General features: G+C 30.8%; 19 protein-coding genes and 1 tRNA gene. 5 read left to right on the top strand and 15 right to left on the bottom strand.

Going from position 1 to position 19,145, the window contains the following annotated elements; genetic code table 11:
• Positions 1-475 precede the first annotated feature (475 nt).
• From DK858_RS14280 to DK858_RS18185, 3 genes are all read right to left on the bottom strand, one after another.
• On the bottom strand, positions 476-1,045 hold the full coding sequence (locus DK858_RS14280) for a hypothetical protein (protein WP_109397974.1): 570 nt from the start codon (positions 1,043-1,045) through the stop codon (positions 476-478).
• 880 nt (positions 1,046-1,925) lie between these two features.
• Positions 1,926-2,486, bottom strand: a complete 561-nt coding sequence (locus tag DK858_RS14285) for an RBBP9/YdeN family alpha/beta hydrolase (protein WP_109397975.1) — start codon at positions 2,484-2,486, stop codon at positions 1,926-1,928.
• A 659-nt stretch (positions 2,487-3,145) separates the two neighbouring features.
• A complete protein-coding gene (locus DK858_RS18185; protein ID WP_185901974.1) occupies positions 3,146-3,322 on the bottom strand; it encodes a hypothetical protein in 177 nt (58 codons plus the stop codon).
• Positions 3,323-4,919: 1,597 nt separating this feature from the next.
• On the opposite strand from DK858_RS18185, the gene DK858_RS14290 reads away from it, so the two are divergent.
• Positions 4,920-5,231: a hypothetical protein gene (locus DK858_RS14290; protein ID WP_109397976.1), complete on the top strand. Its 312-nt coding sequence runs from the start codon at positions 4,920-4,922 to the stop codon at positions 5,229-5,231.
• 192 nt (positions 5,232-5,423) lie between these two features.
• Here DK858_RS14290 and lpxL read toward each other — a convergent pair whose 3' ends face one another.
• From lpxL to DK858_RS14310, 4 genes are all read right to left on the bottom strand, one after another.
• Complete coding sequence (gene lpxL / locus DK858_RS14295; RefSeq protein WP_109397977.1) at positions 5,424-6,353, bottom strand: LpxL/LpxP family Kdo(2)-lipid IV(A) lauroyl/palmitoleoyl acyltransferase; 930 nt, start codon at positions 6,351-6,353, stop codon at positions 5,424-5,426.
• Between the two features lie 462 nt (positions 6,354-6,815).
• A complete protein-coding gene (gene cspE / locus DK858_RS14300) occupies positions 6,816-7,028 on the bottom strand; it encodes a transcription antiterminator/RNA stability regulator CspE (protein WP_006537332.1) in 213 nt (70 codons plus the stop codon).
• A 393-nt stretch (positions 7,029-7,421) separates the two neighbouring features.
• Positions 7,422-8,279 carry an alpha/beta fold hydrolase gene (locus DK858_RS14305; protein ID WP_109397978.1) on the bottom strand — a complete coding sequence of 286 codons (858 nt, stop codon included), beginning with the start codon at positions 8,277-8,279 and terminating at the stop codon, positions 7,422-7,424.
• A 358-nt stretch (positions 8,280-8,637) separates the two neighbouring features.
• Entirely contained in the window at positions 8,638-8,970 is a 333-nt protein-coding gene (locus DK858_RS14310; RefSeq protein WP_109397979.1) for an MliC family protein, read from the bottom strand.
• 358 nt (positions 8,971-9,328) lie between these two features.
• Between DK858_RS14310 and DK858_RS14315 the strand changes: the two genes are divergently transcribed.
• Positions 9,329-10,225 (top strand): AraC family transcriptional regulator, encoded by an 897-nt coding sequence (locus DK858_RS14315; protein WP_109397980.1) that lies wholly within the window; start codon positions 9,329-9,331, stop codon positions 10,223-10,225.
• A gap of 79 nt (positions 10,226-10,304) precedes the next feature.
• Here DK858_RS14315 and DK858_RS14320 read toward each other — a convergent pair whose 3' ends face one another.
• From DK858_RS14320 to DK858_RS14345, 6 genes are all read right to left on the bottom strand, one after another.
• Positions 10,305-11,801 (bottom strand): C69 family dipeptidase, encoded by a 1,497-nt coding sequence (locus DK858_RS14320; RefSeq protein ID WP_109397981.1) that lies wholly within the window; start codon positions 11,799-11,801, stop codon positions 10,305-10,307.
• 585 nt (positions 11,802-12,386) lie between these two features.
• A complete protein-coding gene (cbpM, locus tag DK858_RS14325; protein WP_109397982.1) occupies positions 12,387-12,692 on the bottom strand; it encodes a chaperone modulator CbpM in 306 nt (101 codons plus the stop codon).
• Positions 12,692-13,633, bottom strand: a complete 942-nt coding sequence (cbpA, locus tag DK858_RS14330; RefSeq protein WP_109397983.1) for a curved DNA-binding protein — start codon at positions 13,631-13,633, stop codon at positions 12,692-12,694. Before cbpA ends, cbpM begins: the two co-directional genes overlap by 1 nt.
• 518 nt (positions 13,634-14,151) lie before the next feature.
• Positions 14,152-15,279, bottom strand: a complete 1,128-nt coding sequence (locus DK858_RS14335; protein ID WP_109397984.1) for an ABC transporter substrate-binding protein — start codon at positions 15,277-15,279, stop codon at positions 14,152-14,154.
• A 351-nt stretch (positions 15,280-15,630) separates the two neighbouring features.
• The gene (locus DK858_RS14340; protein WP_109397985.1) at positions 15,631-16,314 is read right to left on the bottom strand and encodes a hypothetical protein; all 684 of its coding nucleotides are present in this window, start codon (positions 16,312-16,314) and stop codon (positions 15,631-15,633) included.
• Positions 16,315-16,622: 308 nt separating this feature from the next.
• Positions 16,623-16,710 (bottom strand) — tRNA-Ser (locus DK858_RS14345).
• A gap of 182 nt (positions 16,711-16,892) precedes the next feature.
• Here DK858_RS14345 and tusE point away from each other — a divergent pair.
• A complete protein-coding gene (gene tusE, locus DK858_RS14350) occupies positions 16,893-17,222 on the top strand; it encodes a sulfurtransferase TusE (RefSeq protein ID WP_006537349.1) in 330 nt (109 codons plus the stop codon).
• 34 nt (positions 17,223-17,256) lie between these two features.
• On the opposite strand, the gene DK858_RS14355 is transcribed toward tusE, so the two are convergent.
• On the bottom strand, positions 17,257-17,538 hold the full coding sequence (locus DK858_RS14355; protein WP_109398211.1) for an acylphosphatase: 282 nt from the start codon (positions 17,536-17,538) through the stop codon (positions 17,257-17,259).
• Between the two features lie 195 nt (positions 17,539-17,733).
• On the opposite strand from DK858_RS14355, the gene hspQ reads away from it, so the two are divergent.
• Positions 17,734-18,054, top strand: a complete 321-nt coding sequence (hspQ, locus tag DK858_RS14360; RefSeq protein ID WP_006537351.1) for a heat shock protein HspQ — start codon at positions 17,734-17,736, stop codon at positions 18,052-18,054.
• Positions 18,055-18,133: 79 nt separating this feature from the next.
• On the opposite strand, the gene DK858_RS14365 is transcribed toward hspQ, so the two are convergent.
• Positions 18,134-18,547, bottom strand: a complete 414-nt coding sequence (locus tag DK858_RS14365) for a CoA-binding protein (protein WP_109397986.1) — start codon at positions 18,545-18,547, stop codon at positions 18,134-18,136.
• A 137-nt stretch (positions 18,548-18,684) separates the two neighbouring features.
• Between DK858_RS14365 and DK858_RS14370 the strand changes: the two genes are divergently transcribed.
• Positions 18,685-19,143, top strand: coding sequence for a methylglyoxal synthase (locus DK858_RS14370; RefSeq protein WP_109397987.1), 459 nt, complete (start codon positions 18,685-18,687; stop codon positions 19,141-19,143).
• The last annotated feature ends 2 nt before the right edge of the window (positions 19,144-19,145 follow it).

The following is a 19,145-nucleotide window of genomic DNA, read 5'->3' on the forward strand; positions in this document are numbered from 1 at the left end:
ATCCTATCATGCCGACCAAAATTCCTTAGAAAAACCAACCACTTATGGTTGGTTTTTTTATGCCTGAAATTTGCGCGGGGTAAAATAGGGGTAAAACGGCGACAAATAATCTCTCAAAACCCCTCTTTCTTTAGCTCATAAAATTACCTTTTCCTCCTTGCTATTCTGTCCTGATCACTCATAAAACGAGTCGAAATATACATCTATAAAGATATATAAAATGACAAAAACAACTATTTCACTACCAAATGATAATGAAATGAGAAATGTGTTTTTAATAATAAATTAGTAATAAATAAAAAAGTCTAAATTCAATAAAAAGATTTAGACCTTTATCGGTTAAATTGAGTTAATGCTTAAATGAGATTATGTTGAATAAGGGAAACTAAAGTGACAAAAAACTTAACCTGAACGAATCACCATTCGCTCAGTCAGTAATAAGCCACTTATAGGGAAAAAATAGTAATGATTTAAATTAATCCACATCTTTTCCTTTATATTTTTTATAGAAATCATCACCACAAACGACTTTTATAAAATCGCTACTACCAGTGAAGATAGATAACGGCCTATTTTTATCTATATAAATAAAATTCTTTTTATCTTTATCTTCTGATTTTACCTGACCATCAATGATTCTTTCTGAATCATAATTAACACAATAACCTATTGTGGTATTTTTACTTATATCTTTTACAGTAATAATTTTATTATATATAAACCTATAACCTTGATTTTCTTTAGCTAACTCTTCTTTCGACTCTTCTGTAATAGTAAATGCGGATCCAACATGGTTTATTGCATTGGCATATTCTGATTGCATTTTATTTTGTACAAATTTTTGGTCTGATGAATTGGCATCTTCATATTTAATACCATTTTTTTTCAAATTAGCACCATAATCATTCCATTCATCAACCTCAGCTGAATATGAACTTAGATTAGTGACTATTTTAGTTAATTTTTCAAAAGAATTTTCAGTTCCTGAACTACAGCCAGATAAAACTAAGCTAGCTATACCAATCAAGAATATATTATTTTTCATATTTATATCTCTTAATATTCATCCTGTTTATAAATATAGCCAATATATTGAAAAATTCCACTTATGTTTAAATAAATTCAAATATTATTTTAGTAAAAAATACAACTTTTCTTTGTATTTTTGAATATCATATACTCAAAACTACTTAATAATACAAAACCAAATGCCCCCTTAATAGTTTCAGACTTAGCTCAGTTTCCGAAAGGAAAAACAGAAAACCATGTACAATGGGTTGAAGTATCACATTGTGAAATTGCATAAATCTAATATCGCTTATAGTTATCTTTCATAAAATGATGATGATAAGTATTTTCGATATTTGCTAGTGATACAAGAATGAATTGAGTCTCATAAATAAAGATATAATAAGTATATTTTTGAAGTACTTTTATACTATTTCCCAAAGAAGAAAATAGTAAACATTTTACATTTATAGTGCTAGATAAATTTGATAAAGGAGAATGTACAACTCGACGTGATTTATGATTTGGTAATAAGTAGCATGAACGGATATATCTTAGTCCTTTTTTCAATTGCTAGAATTAAATAGAAGTAAAATTCTCTATAACTCACTAACTCATTAGTTATTATAATCAAAGAATTACAATAATTAAGCTCAGAGTGAGGGGTCGTAGGTTCAAACTCTATCATGCTGACCAGAGTTCTTTAGAAAAACCAACCTATTAGGGTTGGCTTTTTTATGTCTAAAATTTACAAAGGGTAAAACGGTGACAAATAATCCCTCAAAATCGACACTTCTTTAGTACATCACATTACCCTTTTTCTATTCATTACCTGATACAAAAGCCATAAAGATAATGGGATAACTAAATTTTTAATAGTGTGGAGTTTGTTACTTTAATTGTTTATTTCACTTTTTCTAATTATTATTAATAATATCAAGTAATATTGGTAATTCAGTATACCCATCTCTATCAAGAAAGTGCCCTGCATTATCTTCAATAAAAATTTTAGTTTGTAGTCTATTAGCTAAATCCTTAGAAGCTTGTGGATCTACAGCTGGATCATTAGATGAAATTACTGATACCCTCTTGTCTGATATCTTAATTAATTTGTTATAATCTAAATCCTCACAAATATGAGAATTTAATTCAAGCAAATTATCCTGCTCACGGTTAAAACCAGCAACTAAAATATACCCACCGATTTTTGTATTTTCAGAGGCTTGCTCAGAAAGAAAGCGTAAAAGAGTAATACAACCTAGACTATGTCCAACAAGAATAGTATCTTCATCGAGTTTAATATTTGCATCAATAAGTCGTTGTTGCCACCTTTTAGGATCAGGTGAATTAGATTCCGGCATATCAGGAACATCAACATGATATCCTAAAGCTTCAAGTTTTTCTTTTAACCATGGAAACCAGTTGTCTTCTGGAGATGCAGTATATCCATGAATAATAAAAAGTCTTTTACCTTTCACGAGTCACCTCTAAATGAAAATAGGTTGTCAATATAAAAAGCACAAATATCCAAAACCATATTTAAAACAAGATATTGCATAAATTGAGCACACTAAGAGATAGAGCACTTACCGATTAAAAATAGTAAGCTTATCTTGAATAAAATGCAATTTTATACTGTTTATTTAAACAAAAAATTTATGATTTATGACTCATTTTTTATTCTAGGATAAATTCTTTCATGAGAAGATATTATTACTTTGAATAAGTTGATCTATATTTTAATTGTATTCAAAATATATGTTATACGGTTATACTAACGCCCCCAAGCACAAGGATTTTTTCTTTCTTTTATATCGCAGTAGCAGGTACTAAACGAGAATTTTATGTACAACTTATCGCATACGTCGATGATTACATTTATTAAATAAAATCGGTAATTTTTATATTCATTTAATACCAAATAACTAAGGTGAACCTATCAAATCTTTATAACAATGTTATCAATATATTGATATTGAAAAGACTCAATAATGATTCTTACTGTGATGTTATTTTTCAGTATCATGACTTTCATAATTTACATAATCATCAACGTATTTTTAAATATGTATCATTTTAAAGGATCACACGTCTCTATTAAAAATGACACCATATAATTTTCTTATTATTTTTATAATTAAAAATTCATTAATTTTTTAAAATAAAAACCTTTTTTAGTTTTGGGGAATTTATTTCCATAATATATTTTCCGCTCATACTCTCGTCCTGCATAATGGTTGTCACCATAAAATTGACCATATAATGCAGTTTTAGGACACACTTCTTCAGAAAAAAATCTATGATTATTATCCACTTCAATTTTCCTTATTTAAATTAAACTTTAGACCTCTTTAAATTAATTATAAATATTTTTTATTTATAATTTCCAGTAGTTATTTAATACCATACTACTTTTATAAAATAGATCCAGTTTCTAGTGGAATTATTATTTAAACTCAAGGAAAATATAATAAATACTAAATAAAAAATAGTGATCTTACTGTTATTAATAATAAAATCTCGACTTTGATTTCTTTAAAGTAAAACACTTTACTGATTTTTAGTATGAATAAATAGTAACCGCAATCTTCGTAGGGTTGACAAGTCAAATGATAATGATTATCTTTTAACTTATGAATAGTTAGGTCTTCCACTTAATTTTTTCACAACGACATTGCTCACATTGCTTCTAATCTTTATTGACCAACTCTCCTAGCGTTGGTCTTTTTTTATTTTATGGATCCACAGTCTATAAAAGTGAAAAGCTAAGCTTAGCTGTAACTCAGGTATTATCGAGCTCAAATTACATCAATAGTAGATTGATACCTTATTTACGACAAGCTGGAAAAATGTATCTAAAGAAAAATCTTTATATACATCACAATATCTCTTCTACATTGTGATGTATATAACACAATGAAATTGTTGTAAAAATTCTATTCAACAGATAATTATACTCTTTTTCTTCTATTCAAGCTGATGAGGTAATTTATTAGGATCCTTAATTAAATGTATGGAAAAATTATAGTCAAGCCAAGATAATTTGAGTTTGCATGATTTAATCTTAATATTTAGTAGAATTAAAAGAAAATAAAATCAAATAGTTAAATAAAAAAATCAAACAACGATTTATCTCTTTAGACAATTCACTCTAATTATTTACTTATTTTTATTATTTCTTTTTAAAGTTTGTTACAGATTGATATCTTTTTTTCCCTTACTATTAGTTTCAGTATTTCATCACTGATAGATATTTAATTTTCCCCCGCCTAGTGCGGGGATTTTTTTATCTAACTGATCCTTTTAAGATGCTCAATTAATAAACTCTCACTATTTTCAAACTATCAAAATTACTTTATTTTGGTGATACTATTTTAACTTGAGTTAACTGTGCAAATATTGCCAATATAGATACAAAGAATCTTACCTAGAATTTCCTTCATTTAATATCAGGTTCTATCTTATCAATCTAAAAACTATCAAATAAAGATGAGTTTTTATTCTTGATAACCATTTCTTTGTCATACTTTGACAAATTTTTTTGAATTCTGAAATTACTCATTTTATAAGTTTTATGTTTTAACGACAAAATGTATCATTAAAAAATTAAGTAATTTAACTAATATCAAGAAAAGTTAACTTATTAAAAAAAATAATCAAAAAAGTAATTTTAATTTAATTTTCATGCAATTAGTTAAAATAACATTAGTTTGCATTACTAATGAAGCACTATAAAAACAACAAGATCATTCACAAATCTTTATCTACAAGTCATTAACCATCAAGATTTTTTACAGATTGATATATTTTTTTTCTCTAATATTCCTTCCATCAACTGTTACGAAAAGATATTTATTCATCGTATAGAAAATAAAAAAATCGACCCAATAAGAATATTTAAGGAATATTGAATGAAAAAGAATTTTATTATCGGAATGTGTTTGACACTTTTATTATCACTTCCAGCTATGGCAAATAATAATAAAACAATAGGTTCGGGAACAATTACATTTATAGGTTCAATTGTAGATGGTAATTGTATAACAGACTCTGTAGGAAATACTTTTAAAGCAAATTGCTGGAATGGAACTGAAATGGAAGAAACTTTACATAAAATAGAAGCTAATAAAACATTTAATGCTCAATTGGGTGAGAATAAAGGTTCAATAAATATTAATTGGATCAAAGAAAATGTAGGAATAATGGATATCGTATACTATTAATATAGCAATCCCCCTACCTATATTAATAATAAAAATTAGTCTCTAACAAATAGATAAAATATTTATTGTTAATTAATGAGTATATATTTTCCAATAATTAGAATTTATTACTATATAAATGGTATTTTCTATGATGGTTATAATATATTAGGCAGATATAGTTTAATCTATATCTGCTAACTCTGTTTTAACCTAATTATAAAAACTGGCTTCACCTGCTGGTCGAGTTTTGAATCGACGGTGAGCCCATAAATATTGATCTGGAGCTCGCATAATTTCTGTTTCAATCAACTTATTCATTCTATCTGTATCATTTTGAATATCTTCAGAAGGATAATTAATCAGTTCTTTACCAATAATTAAACTGTATTTTTTGCCTTTCTGATCTTTATTTCTTACCAAAGTAACAGTTAAAGATGGTGCCCCTGATAATTTTGCTAATATAGCAACTCCTTTAGAGGTTGATGTTTTTTCGACAGAGAAAAATGGAGAAAATGTTGTACCTTTTAAACCAAAGTCTTGGTCAGGAGCAAACCAAATCGCTTTCCCTTTTTTTAACTCCATAACCATAAACTTTAAGTTACGTCTATCTATCATACCCTTATCTGACCGGCATCTTGCTTTAGTTTGGATAAACTCCATCGCTTTATTATTATGAGGTCTATACATCGCATTCACAGGGAAACAAAGCCCCATAATGCGCCCTCCCAGCTCTAATGACATAGAGTGTATACCAATTAGTAAAATTCCCGTTTTTTTATCTTTAGCATCAGTAAAATTGGAGAAACCTTGTACTTCAAAAAGATTTTTTAGTCGGCGATCACTCCAAAACCACGCCATACCCGTTTCAAATAATGCGACACCTAGTGACGATAAATTATCCATAACAAGTTTGTTAATTTCATTTTCATTTTTGTCAGGGAAACATAGTTCTAAATTTTTCTTTATTATTGAGACTCTTCTTTTGACAAAAAAACGAGATAACAGTCCGAGATGTTTACCTAAAAAAAGTAACCAAGAATAAGGAAGTTGTACTAATAAAAAAAGAATAAAAACACCAAACCAAGTTAAGAAATATTTTGGATGTAATAAATGCAATGAAAAAATATTTTTAGCGTACACAAGTTTGTCCTCTAGGAACTAAAAGCATTTAAGCCACTCTGAATTAGACAGCAATTGTTTAAAATAAGTCATAAAATATTTATTGAATTTTATCTTAAATTATTTTTATGATTTATCTGATATCTTTTTATTCTAATAAAATTCTTTTCTCTCTTTTGATTGAGAAGACAGCATCTTAATGCCTTTATTTTGCCATTATAAACATTTATTTATCCATTAATTTATTTATCTGTAAATATTATCGAGTATTAAAGTAAATATTCTTCTAAAATTTTAAAAAATTTACATTAAACACTTACATAAATTTAATAAATTTATTTTTTATAGGCTTTACTAAATATACTTAAAATTTAAATAACGCTAGAAATTGGTATAAAAAAACCCCACCGAAGTGAGGCTTTTAAATCTTACTTATATAAATATTACATTAAGCAATATATACAGTAATTACAGATCAACAGATTATAAAGCGATTACGTTCGCTGCTGCTGGGCCTTTAGCGCCATTTTCAATAGAAAATGAAACTTCTTGGCCTTCTTTCAGAGATTTAAAGCTATCGCTTTGAATTGCTGAAAAGTGTACAAATACGTCTTTGCTACCGTCTTTAGGAGTGATAAAGCCAAAACCTTTATCATCGTTAAACCATTTTACTGTACCTGTCATTGTATTAGACATAAGATTTCCTTTAATTAATTATTTTGCCATAAGGCATTGTTTGCGGTTTGATTTCGGATTTTTACTTATGGTCACTATTTGAAGGAATTCGCAACGAAGAGGTATCAGGGATAACGCTAAACGGTGAACTACTTAAAACTGCACTAACATAAATAGGTCTGTACTTCCAAACCAGTGGTGCTATTAAGTCATATAATTCGTTTTATAGCAAATCATTTTCATCTTTATTTAAAAAAAACTTTTTATACGCAAAATTAGAAAATAATTATAAGATAAAAATAATCATCTATTTCACCTATCTCATTATTTTAATTTAATAATATGAGTAAAAAGTAGATACTGTTATTTTTAAGGTAACCAGTATCTACTCTATCATTAATGTACTACATCACCTTAATTAGCTAGCTCTAATAAAATTTCTTCTGTTTTCGTCCATAACAGTGAGCCCCCCTCTTCTGGCCATAAATGTCGCTCAGCATTAGGAATACGTTGAAATAATAAATCTCCAAAATCCGGAGAATGAACTGTACTCATATCTTTCATTCCATACCATAAGGTTGTTGGTGTCTTTATATCTTCAGGCGAAAAACCCCAAGGTTGCATAGTAATCAGCAAATCTTGAGTGTATCCATCATTGCCTTGTTTAAAGGCTTCTACCATACATTCTTGATAAACTGGAAGAAAATCAATTGATTGATAAATAGCTAAATCAACATCAGCACTGTGCTTTAGAATAAAATCCATTAACCACTTAGCTGTTATATTTTGCTTAATCCAACTAGCTAACACATCGGGTGATTCAACAGCTTGGCGTTGCATATTAACAACATCATCTGTTAGCCTATTTTGTGTATTCGGATAATCAAATTGATCTTGCCCTGCAACAATAAGTAATTTATCAACATGGCAATAAATACAAAGAGCCATAGCAAAAACAGCACCTTGTGAAAACCCCATTACATTAAAGTTTTTGATACGAAGATGATCTAATAAAAATATAATATCTTTAGAGCAAGATTTTAACGATTTTTGAGGATCAAAAGTGGAATCACCTAATCCTGGACGAGTAGGTGTAATCAACCGAATATTAAGCTTATTTAAAAGGTCAATCTCTACCCCTAATAAACCGCTCATACCTGCACCAGTACAAAATAACACTGGCTTACCTTGTTTTGGGCCTGACTCACACCACGTTAAAATTCTATTATCTGGCAACAATAAATTATTTTTTCTTAAGTTTTTAATTTTCATTAAATTTTATTCTTTATTAATTTATGGGTAACATATTATCCTAAATCACACCATCGAAATATGATAATTTTAATCATCATATTTATTTTAAAAAACAACTCAACATTTTTATCTATTTTAGATAAGTAAAAAATATATATTCAACAATCATAAAAAATATTCTGAACGAAGAATAAAGCTATTTTTATAACTAATTTATTTTTGTGACAACCTTATTTATATGACAAAAAATATATTATTATTTTTGTTACACTAATAGTTTTTACTTTCAATTATTGTTATATTTACTTAATCTTTTTCTTATAAAAAAGAGGACAATAAAGTTGCCCTCTTTTTTTATTTATAGCTGCTTTCTACGTTATTTTACTAATTTACAAGTACGCCCTTTATCTTCAGCAACTCGTCCATTAACAGCATCATCTTCTGAAATCGTTGCTAAATTAAATTCACCTTTTCCTTTACCCCAAATTTGGAAATTCTCACCAACATAACGAGCACCACTAGCCGCAATGGCTTCTTTTAAAACAATAATTTCATCACTGTAATACATAACTGCGAGCTGTTCAGTAGGAAAAGAAACTCTGATTTTTTGGCCTTCACAGTTATAAGTATCCGTTTTAGCAGCTAAAGCAGGAGCCGTTATTAATGAAGAAATTAAAGCAATAGCAGAAATAGAAAGTAACTTATTCATTTACATCTCCAAAAATAATCAAACAAGATTTACTAAATAAAAATAGGCTTTATATTTTAAATATAAAATAGGATAGCTCCGCATTTTATAAAAACTAAAAAAACCATGAGCATTTTAATTTAAAATTAATTTTAATAAAAAACCATCAATTATCGATGAGTGCATTAAAATAGAATTTTTTAATTACAATAAATCGCAATACATAACTTTACATTACCACCGACCTATTTTACTTTATTCAATGTAACTATCATTATACGATATGCTATTATTCTAACACCTATAAATATTATTGTAGTTCAATAAATTAAGTCGATCTTATTGAAAAATATCGATAGAAAAAATAATAGGAATATTCATGCTACAAGAGAATGTTGTTAAAGATATCATCGTTTGGATTGAGCAAAATCTCGATTCACGTTTATCGTTAGATATTGTTGCGGAAAAATCAGGCTATACAAAATGGCATTTTCAGCGCTTATTTAAAGCATATACAGGTATATCTTTAGGAAAATACATACTCGCTCGTCGTTTATCTTGTGGCGCCTACGCGTTAAGAGTAACACGTTGTAGTTTATTAGATATATCATTGAAGTATCGTTTTGATTCCCAACAAACATTTTGCCGAGCCTTTAAAAAACAGTTTAATATCACACCTTCGGAATATAGAAAAAAACCAGGATGGGATATTAGTGAACTGATTTTCCCAGCATTAGAAACCGTTGAACTGAGTGCTCAATATGAACTAGTTACATTCCCATCTCAAAAATTAGTTGGTATGTCACATCATTACAATAAACCTATTTCAACATGGGATTCAGACAAGAAAAAATTCAGAAAAGAGTTTTGGCGTAAATTTTTAAAAGATGTACATACAATACCTACAGAGCTATATGCAATGCATCGAGCATCTGCAAGTACATTAGAAGATACTATGTATATTTATAGCACTGCTGTTGATAAAGAAAAGTTAGCGAAAACATCAAATATTTCTGCTATGTCACAACTAGAATTACCAAGTGGCAACTATCTGGCCATTACATTTCATATGAATGAAATCTTAGATTCACTGACTGGTTATGATGACATTATTTATACCGTCTATACAAAAGTACTTCCAAAAATGAATTTATTGCGCAGACCGGGCCCAGACATTGAACGATATACATTAAAAGAGTCAGTAGATTACGATAAACTGCTTGGTCAAAGTGATCATTACGTACAAAAAATTAGCTACTATATTCCTGTTCTTTAATGAGTTTCATCTATAAAAAAGATCCCAATTTAATTGGGATCTTTCTATTAAAATAGATATCTAAAATACGACTCTTCTATCAATCCTTTTTTGATTTATTCGCAAAGAAAATATCGTCTTGAATATCTTTTGTTCTTATTGTGAATAATTCATTCATTAAGTTTTCAGTTAATTTTTCAGCATCAGCCATAACTCGTAGATTAAATTCATTAAGCATTTTATCTGCACCAGCTTTATCTGTTTTCACCATAGTAAGATATTTAGCTTCCATATTTTTTTGCTCTAATGCAGTTTTTGCTTCCCACTCTTGATACGCTTTCTTCACTATTGGTGCGAGTTTTGGATAATCTGTCATTACTAGTGTTTGTAACTTTCTATATTTCCAGTAAATAGAATCACTGTCTGCTTGATTACTTCCTATTCCATAATGTTGCGGATAAGCTTTTAATCCACTGTAATACGGAACAAATGCAGTTAAATCCGCCATTCCTAAACCAACATAGGTCACTTCACCTATTTCTTGAGGAAGCTCAGGGCGAACTTGCATAACATGCGCTTCATAAGTTCTAAATACACTAATTGGACGCCAAGATTCTTGACCATTTAACCCATTAGTATATGGGTCATGCTCTGTTCCTTCAAAATGATTACGCAACATCGCTTTTGCTTCTTCAACAGATACTTTTTTCTCTGGCGTTAATAAAGGTGCGAAATTACGGCCATCATCCACTGCTTGTTTTAATGATGGATTGAATTGTTGCTGGATAACCCATACTCGTGGATCGTTATAAGTACGATCTCGTTCGTCATCTCGTGTATAAGCTTTTGAAAAATTAAATTCCCCCTCTTTTTCAGGATGATAAAGGCCTTTCTCAACAGCAAATTCCACTAGATTTTTAGAGCCTAAAACATCATTGCTGTTAATATCATAGTGTTGTAATCGACCTTGGTTTCCTGTCGCAAAATATTTATCTTTAGGTAATTTTTGTGCAATCCAATGATGCCCTGTTCCAGTTTCTAAATACCAAAGCTCATTTTTATCAACAACAGCAACACCAAATCCTTCGCCAGCACCTTGTTTTTCAATAATGCTCCCTAATAATTCCACAGCTTCACGAGCCGTTTTTGCTCTTGAAAGTAGGACATCAGGAATATCATCTTCAGTTATCCCCGTATCTTCGACATAGGGATCAAAAGAGAGTGCTTTTGGTGAAGCAAAAATAGATTCAGTACCACTGACCCCTACCCCAAGTTCATTAAATCCTGTTGCACCATGAAGTTGTGTTTTCCAATTCGGCACAGTGGTATAGCGTAATGAATTCTTAGGTAATGGATATGTAAAATTATTAGCACCATTATGTTCCTTGGTACTGTAAATACCCGTTTGATTTGTTTTAGCAGGGTGAATAACAAAATGTTGTGCTTTTAATGCATCGCTATCAGCGCTACGAGCAATAATCAACGAACCATCATTTGTTGCTTCACTTCCTGCTAGCAACGTTGTACAGGCTAAAGCTGAAGAAACTAATGCAATATTAACGGATAAGGCAACAATGCCTTTTTTAAATAAAGACATAAAACTCCCCATTTGCTTGTTATTTATAGTTTGTAGATCAATTAAGTATCTTTTTAGAATCGAAATAAAAAACCAGATAGATAAACTGATGCAAAATATTAACAATGAAAAATAGTGTGTTTCCGTGATTTATATCTCAATGATTATTATATTTTGAAATAAAAACATTAATTATACGCATCATATTAATATCAATGAGTTTTATAGAAAGATACATTTAATATGCAAATAAATACAAATGGAGTTTGTTATTAGCATTACTATTATGTAATTAACAGGGATATTATTTATATAAAACAGCTATCAATATTAAAAACAATAACAATAAATTAAATCCGATAATAAATTATGTTAATTTCTTATCTCAAACTAAAAAGTAGTGCCAATTTTATTTTATAGTCAAACTGATAACCAACTTCTTCAATCTCTCTTTTCATTTCTTTTTGTTAAATATTCTCCTAGAGAGGAAAAGAGTCTAAAAATAACTAGATCAGTAGCAAAATAATAAAAACATAAAAAATATAATTTAGGCATAAAAATAGCCACTAAAGTTGCTTTCTATTTTAGTGGCTATTTTATCAATCGTTATTCATTTATAAAACGCATTAACTGCTGACGTAATTGCTTATTTTCTTGTTTTAATTGTTCATTTTCATCTAATAAAGTCAGTGCTATGGCGATACCATGCCAATCTAGTGCAAGCTCTTTATGAAGTTTTAATGCGCGATGTGTTACCACAACAGCGTTATCATCGAAAAACCACTCCTGAGTTTCAATTTCTAGTGGTTCGATCACCCCAAGAGCTACAAACTCTTTGAGCACGTCGTTTGATATTCCCGTATGATGACAAAACTCAGTAACAGTAAATACTGTTGTTGTTAATTGACCCATTATTTATTCTCCCAGTCTTTACGTGGATTATAATCGGTCTGGCTATCTGCAATTTGTTGCCATAATTCGCGCATCTTTTCATCGGGTTTAGGTGGCATCACAATTTTTAGAATCGCATATAAATCACCGCTGACCTTTTTGCTAATTAACCCTTTCCCCTTAATACGTAACTTTTGTCCTGCTTGACTTCCCGCCGGAATAGTTAACAAGATTTTTTCTTTTATTGTTGGTATAGGAATTTTTGCACCTAATGCTGCTTCCCAAGGAGCGACCGGAACAACTATTTCTAAATCATGACCTTTAATATCAAATAGAGGATGAGGTGCAATACGAATTGTTAACCATAAATCACCATTTTCTCCTCCATTTTCACCAATTGTTCCCTGACCTTTTAAACGAATACGTTGTCCGTCAATCACACCTGCTGGAATTTTAACATTTAAAGTTTTAGGGATCTCTTTTTCCACAATTCCAAAAACATTATAAACAGGTAAGTGATAACTAATTGTACGCTTCTGCTCTTCCTGTGATTCTTCCAAAAAAACAGCTAATTCTATTTCTAAATCATGCCCACGTTGTTTAGAGGCTTGTTGAGTTCGGCGTCCTTCAAATGGAGAATGTTGACCAAAGAATGAAGCGTAAAAATCATCAAAATCTTCTTGGCTAAAGCTTTCTTGAGACTTATTTGAATGTTGTTGTGTAAATTGCCTAAATTTAGGATCGTTACGATGAGCCCAAAGTTCATCATATTCAGCTCTACGTTGTTCATCACCTAATACTTCCCATGCTTGAGCAATTTCTTTAAAACGAGCTTCAGCATTTGGCTCTTTACTTACATCTGGATGATATTTTTTCGCTAAACGGCGATAAGCTGTTTTAATCGTTTTAGTATCATCAGTGGGTTTGACACCCATTATGGCGTAGTAATCCTTTAATTCCATAGTGACATCTCAATTATGTTAAATAATGAATTAAATATTAATACCCTAGACTTAATTAATTATAGAACAAAGAAATTATATTGATGAGTAAAACCCTATAATAACAACAATCGAATGCCTAAATTGAATGCGGAATATTGTTTTTCAATAAGTTATCTATCATCCAATATCTCACTTTTCCTGGTAGATTATTTTTTGACCACACCAAATCAATATCTATTTTTTCGGAAACTGATCGTAATTTAAACTAACTAATAACTCATGCCCAAATTGTTCGACAAGCCAAATGGGTGATATGTGAAAACACCTTTTGAACTATCATTAGGTGTTTTTCTGCATTTTTTCCTAAAGTGCCGCTACAACGCTTTCTTACCTTTTAGTCAGAACGTTTCTTGGTATTTTACTTATTATTTATGGTTATTAGCCTTATTTTAACTTTATTAAGCCAAATACTTTGATTGGTCAAAATGCAGATGAATATAAAAAGCCCTTAAAAACAAGGGCTATAATTAGCATTATTATTTATCTGCTTTTGCAGCCCAAAGAAATTTAGCGCTAGGCAAGGTTGTATATTTTTCTATTATCTCTTTATAAGTATTCTCTGGTTTTAATTCTGCAAATTGTTCAGGGTAAATGAAGGTTGCTAAATATTCTAAGCCAACGATATTATATGGATGATTATAGAAATTATGATATATACCATATAATCGCCCATTTTCAACCGCAGCGATTTGATTAAATCCAATTCGACTCTTCAATCGTTTAAAGCCTTCTTGAGTCTCTTTGCTAGATACCCCATAACCAAATGGTGCAGCAATATTATTTTTATTAACCCAGCGAGAGCCCGTTACAATATATACATCAGGTTTAGTGCTAATAACTTGCTCTAAAGAAATTACACCTGAAGCTCCTGGTAAGAAATGGCTACCAATATTGTCACCACCAACAGCTTGAATCAAACCACCCCAACCGGCATTATTATGTGTAAAGCAACACCCATCACCATTTGCTCCAGCCTTTGCCTCTACAAATACACGTGGTTTATTTTTAATTTCTTGAGTTTTATTTTTAATACTATCTAGGTGTTGTTGATAAAAATCTGTATATTCTTTAGCTTCACTTTCTTTATTTAAAATGATACCAAGAAGCTCTACACTTTCTTTCGTGTTTTTGACTGGCTCTAAGAAAGTATCAACATAAATAATAGGAATATTGGCTTCTTTTAAAATACTGACAACACCCGATCCTTCTAATGCGGGTTTTGCTCTGAGTTGAGCAATCACAACATCTGGTTGTTGTGCAATAACTTGTTCTGCATTCACTTCACCTTTATCATTAAATCCCATATCAGGGATTGAATTTATATTGGATTTCCATTTCTGTTCTAGCAAAGAAACTGTCTGTGGATCCGATTTTTTTAGATTATTATTCCATGCTACAACTCTTTCAAACGGATTATTTCTATCAAGCAACGCTAGCGTTAAAATATCTCTACCATCTTGTAATACAATGCGTTTTGGTTCATGTTTTAACGTTATTTTTTGCCCATCAGTATCCGTAATTGTAACAGGATATGTTGTAGCCAATGCGCTAAAAGGAAGTAATGCAGAAAGAGATATTGCTAACAGGTGATATTTATTTTTCATAATGTACTCTCCATAATAGAGAGTTAATGCTAACAATTATCATTAACATCATCAATAAAAAATAATCTTTTTATGACCACTAAATAAATTCACTTTAGTAGCGCGATATCTAACAATAAAGAAATATTCGAGTCTGATATGTCAGCTTATTTCACTAGTGCAGTTAACTATCTAACTGAAAAAGCCTTTTATGATGATTCTGATAACAATACAACAATAATCCTAACCATAAACTATCGTATGTTCTTGTCACAAGTTTATTTCAAGTTACGATAGCAGCGTTAAACAGATAAAGTAAATTCTTTGTTTAACGCTATATTTTGAAGAAACAACCATTCATTTTAGATAATTTTAATTACTAGAAAAATTACTTATCACTTCATACGTTAATGAATTATCAGAACTATTTATAATTTTCAATTTAACATTTTCATATGAAATAATATTACTTTGTTTAAGATTAAATTGAATGTTGTTACCAAACCCTTGATTTTCTATGTTTGAGCCTATTTTTCTATAACTAACATCTACAACTTGATCATGTATCCCATTAAAAATTAAAGCCTGCTCAAATGAATTACCATCGGAATTATTCAACTTAAGATATTCAATTTTAGCCTTATCACTACAAACAGCGACATTTAAGTCAGTTACTATACAAATTTCATCAGCCTTAGCTCCTTTTTTTATTAAAATTGAACTCCATGGTTGACCAAGAACCTCAACAACGACAGAACCAGAGTCAATAGTTTGAGTTGGCATATAAAAATCGCCTTTGTCGCTTGAACCAACTTTTTTGAAGACTCCAGGAATAATTTTATAGGCCAGATCTATTTGTATTGGGTTTAGTACCTTAATTGCCTTCAGTTCACTTATATTACCTTCTCTTACTAAACTTTGACCTATGGTCACACTATTAACACTACCTACTTTCGGCTCACTTATTTTATACGAGTCTGGAGTGTAATTATATTCAGTCACAGCACATCCAGATAAAGAAAAAGCACAACCAATTGAAACTAATAATTTTTTCATTTTGATAGAAACTCGTTACAAATATAAATAGGCATTAAAGATTACATTTACATACAGATTCTAGCAAGTAACTATCTACGACTCTGTTAACTGATAACCATTAAACCACTCATAACGACCTGTGAAATTAATTAGTTTTTTTTCTGGCTCAAGCAAATTAATATCAAATACAACTAACTTTAATGGGTACCAGCTAAAGGAAGTTGGTTTCAATAAACGTAAGTAGGCACTGGGATAATGGAATTTAGTTGAACTGCTTGATTTACTTGGGATAAGGAGACTTTAGGAGACACTAGGAGATGATGAGATGGCGGAGGAGGAGAGATTCGAACTCTCGGATGGTTTCCCATCGGCGGTTTTCAAGACCGCTGCCTTCAGCCGCTCGGCCACCCCTCCGCAATGGGGAGCAATATAAACACCTAAGCTTATGTTGTAAAGCCCTTATTGTACTGTTTGCCGTAAAATTAAACGCATTACAAGTCAATGGCTTAATTTATCAACGATTTATGGGTTCTACTTGGGTATTTTCCTTATTTTTGATAAATTAGCAGTATTATTTTTGATTGGTTGCTACGCACATGTTTGTATTTAACGGAAAAGAAATCGAGACAGATAGTCATGGTTATTTAAAAAATAGCAATGAGTGGAATGAAGATATGGTTCCAATATTAGCTGAATTAGAAGAAATTGAGCTAACAGAACAACATTGGGAAATCATTCGTTTTGTTCGACAGTTTTATTTAGAATTTAATACCTCCCCCGCTATTCGTATGTTAGTAAAAGCGCTTGCACAAAAATATGGCGATGAAAAAGGAAATAGCCGTTATCTTTATCGTTTGTTTCCAAAAGGCCCTGCAAAACAAGCTACAAAACTTGCTGGTTTACCAAAACCCGTTAAATGTATTTAATATTATCTTTAGATAAAAGATAATTAAAACAATATTACTCATAATGGTGGATTGAAAAATCTGCCATTTGTTCATATTCACAAGATGTCGCTGACCAGAATGTAATGTTAGCACTTCTTGGACCACCCGCTTCTAGCCAATCTTCAAATTCTTTTAATGCATTCTCTTCCGCGAAAGCCTTTACTCCCACACTACCGTCATCACGATTCCAAACATATCCCGTAATTGGTTGTTTTTTCATCCACTGATAAGTAAAAAAACGAAAACCAACACCTTGAACACGCCCTTGAATAATATATTCTCTACCTATTTTCATATACCCTTCTAACCACATTCTTCAAATAAAAATTCTGTCTAACTTATTGTCTTTTCTTTATACAATAGATAATCTGATTTTGTGAGGTTTTTATTCATAATGAAAGTTAAGGATTATATTTTTTTAACTCCTTGAAATTTCACTTTGTGCCCTCATATATATAACCAACAAGCAAGGCTATATGGAGGTGATACTATGATGACCGCCAGCAAATTTGGAATAGGACAGCAAGTTAGACATAAATTACTCGGCTACTTAGGCGTTGTTGTCGATGTGGATGCTGAATATTCCCTTGATCAACCTAATGAGGATGATATTGCATCTAATGTGACCTTGCGAGCAGCACCTTGGTACCATGTTGTGATGGAAGATGATGAGGGGCAACCCGTTCATACTTATCTTGCTGAAGCGCAGATAACCTATGAAGTTTCAGATGAACACTTAGATAATGACTCATTGGATGAGTTATCACAGTCAATTCGTAGCCAATTACAGGCTCCACGACTAAGAAATTAACCCAATTAATCTATATAACCAGTAATCTGAATGAAATGATAATCGCCGAATTTGTTTTCGGCGATTTTATTTTAGTGCATTACCAGGGAAGTCCATGCGCTTCAATTTCTTTTTTAGGACAACGATCCATTACCACTCGTAACCCTGAATTTTCAGCTAAATCTTTCGCTTCTTCATTGATAACACCAATCTGCAACCATAATACTTTGGCATTAATTGCAATTGCTTCTTGCGCAATTTCTAGTGCGACGTCAGATTGACGAAAAACATCCACCATATCAACCGTAACAGGAATATCTTTTAATGAGGCATAACATTGCTGCCCCAATAAGGTTTGTCCTAACATGCCTGGATTGACAGGAATAACATCATAGCCTTGTTCTAATAGGAATTTCATGACTTTATAGCTTGGGCGATCTTCTTTATTACTCGCACCAATAAGCGCAATGGTTTTAACGCTTCTTAAAATGTCATAAATGTCTGAATCCACCATTTATCTACTCCGTTCATCATGAAGATTGAAAATATTATGATACATCATAGTATCTTGATCTGTTCATAGCTTATGAGATAAAAAAAAGGTATTTTGAAAACTGAAACAATTACTATATTTATTTTTAAAGGTATCAAATGGAACAAATTGACCGCACGCTCTTAAAAGAAAAAAATATCGCGCTTGTTGCCCATGATCACTGTAAAACCTCATTACTGGAATGGGTTGAAAATAATCGTGAACAACTCTCTCTACACAAGTTATTTGCAACAGGAACAACTGGTAACTTAATTAATCACCATACTGGTCTTAATGTTACCCAAATGCTAAGTGGTCCAATGGGGGGCGACCAACAAATAGGCGCCATGATCGCTGAAAAGAAAATTGATATTATGATTTTCTTTTGGGATCCATTAAATGCAGTTCCACACGACCCTGATGTTAAAGCTCTTCTACGCTTAGCTACGGTCTGGAACATCCCAGTTGCAACGAATCGCGCTACTGCAAACTTTTTGATTTCATCACCTCTCTTTTCACAAGAATCTACAATTAAAATTCCAGATTACGAAGGTTATTTAAAAGAGAGATTAAAATAATC

This window comes from Proteus faecis (genome assembly GCF_003144395.1).
GTDB lineage: Bacteria > Pseudomonadota > Gammaproteobacteria > Enterobacterales > Enterobacteriaceae > Proteus > Proteus faecis.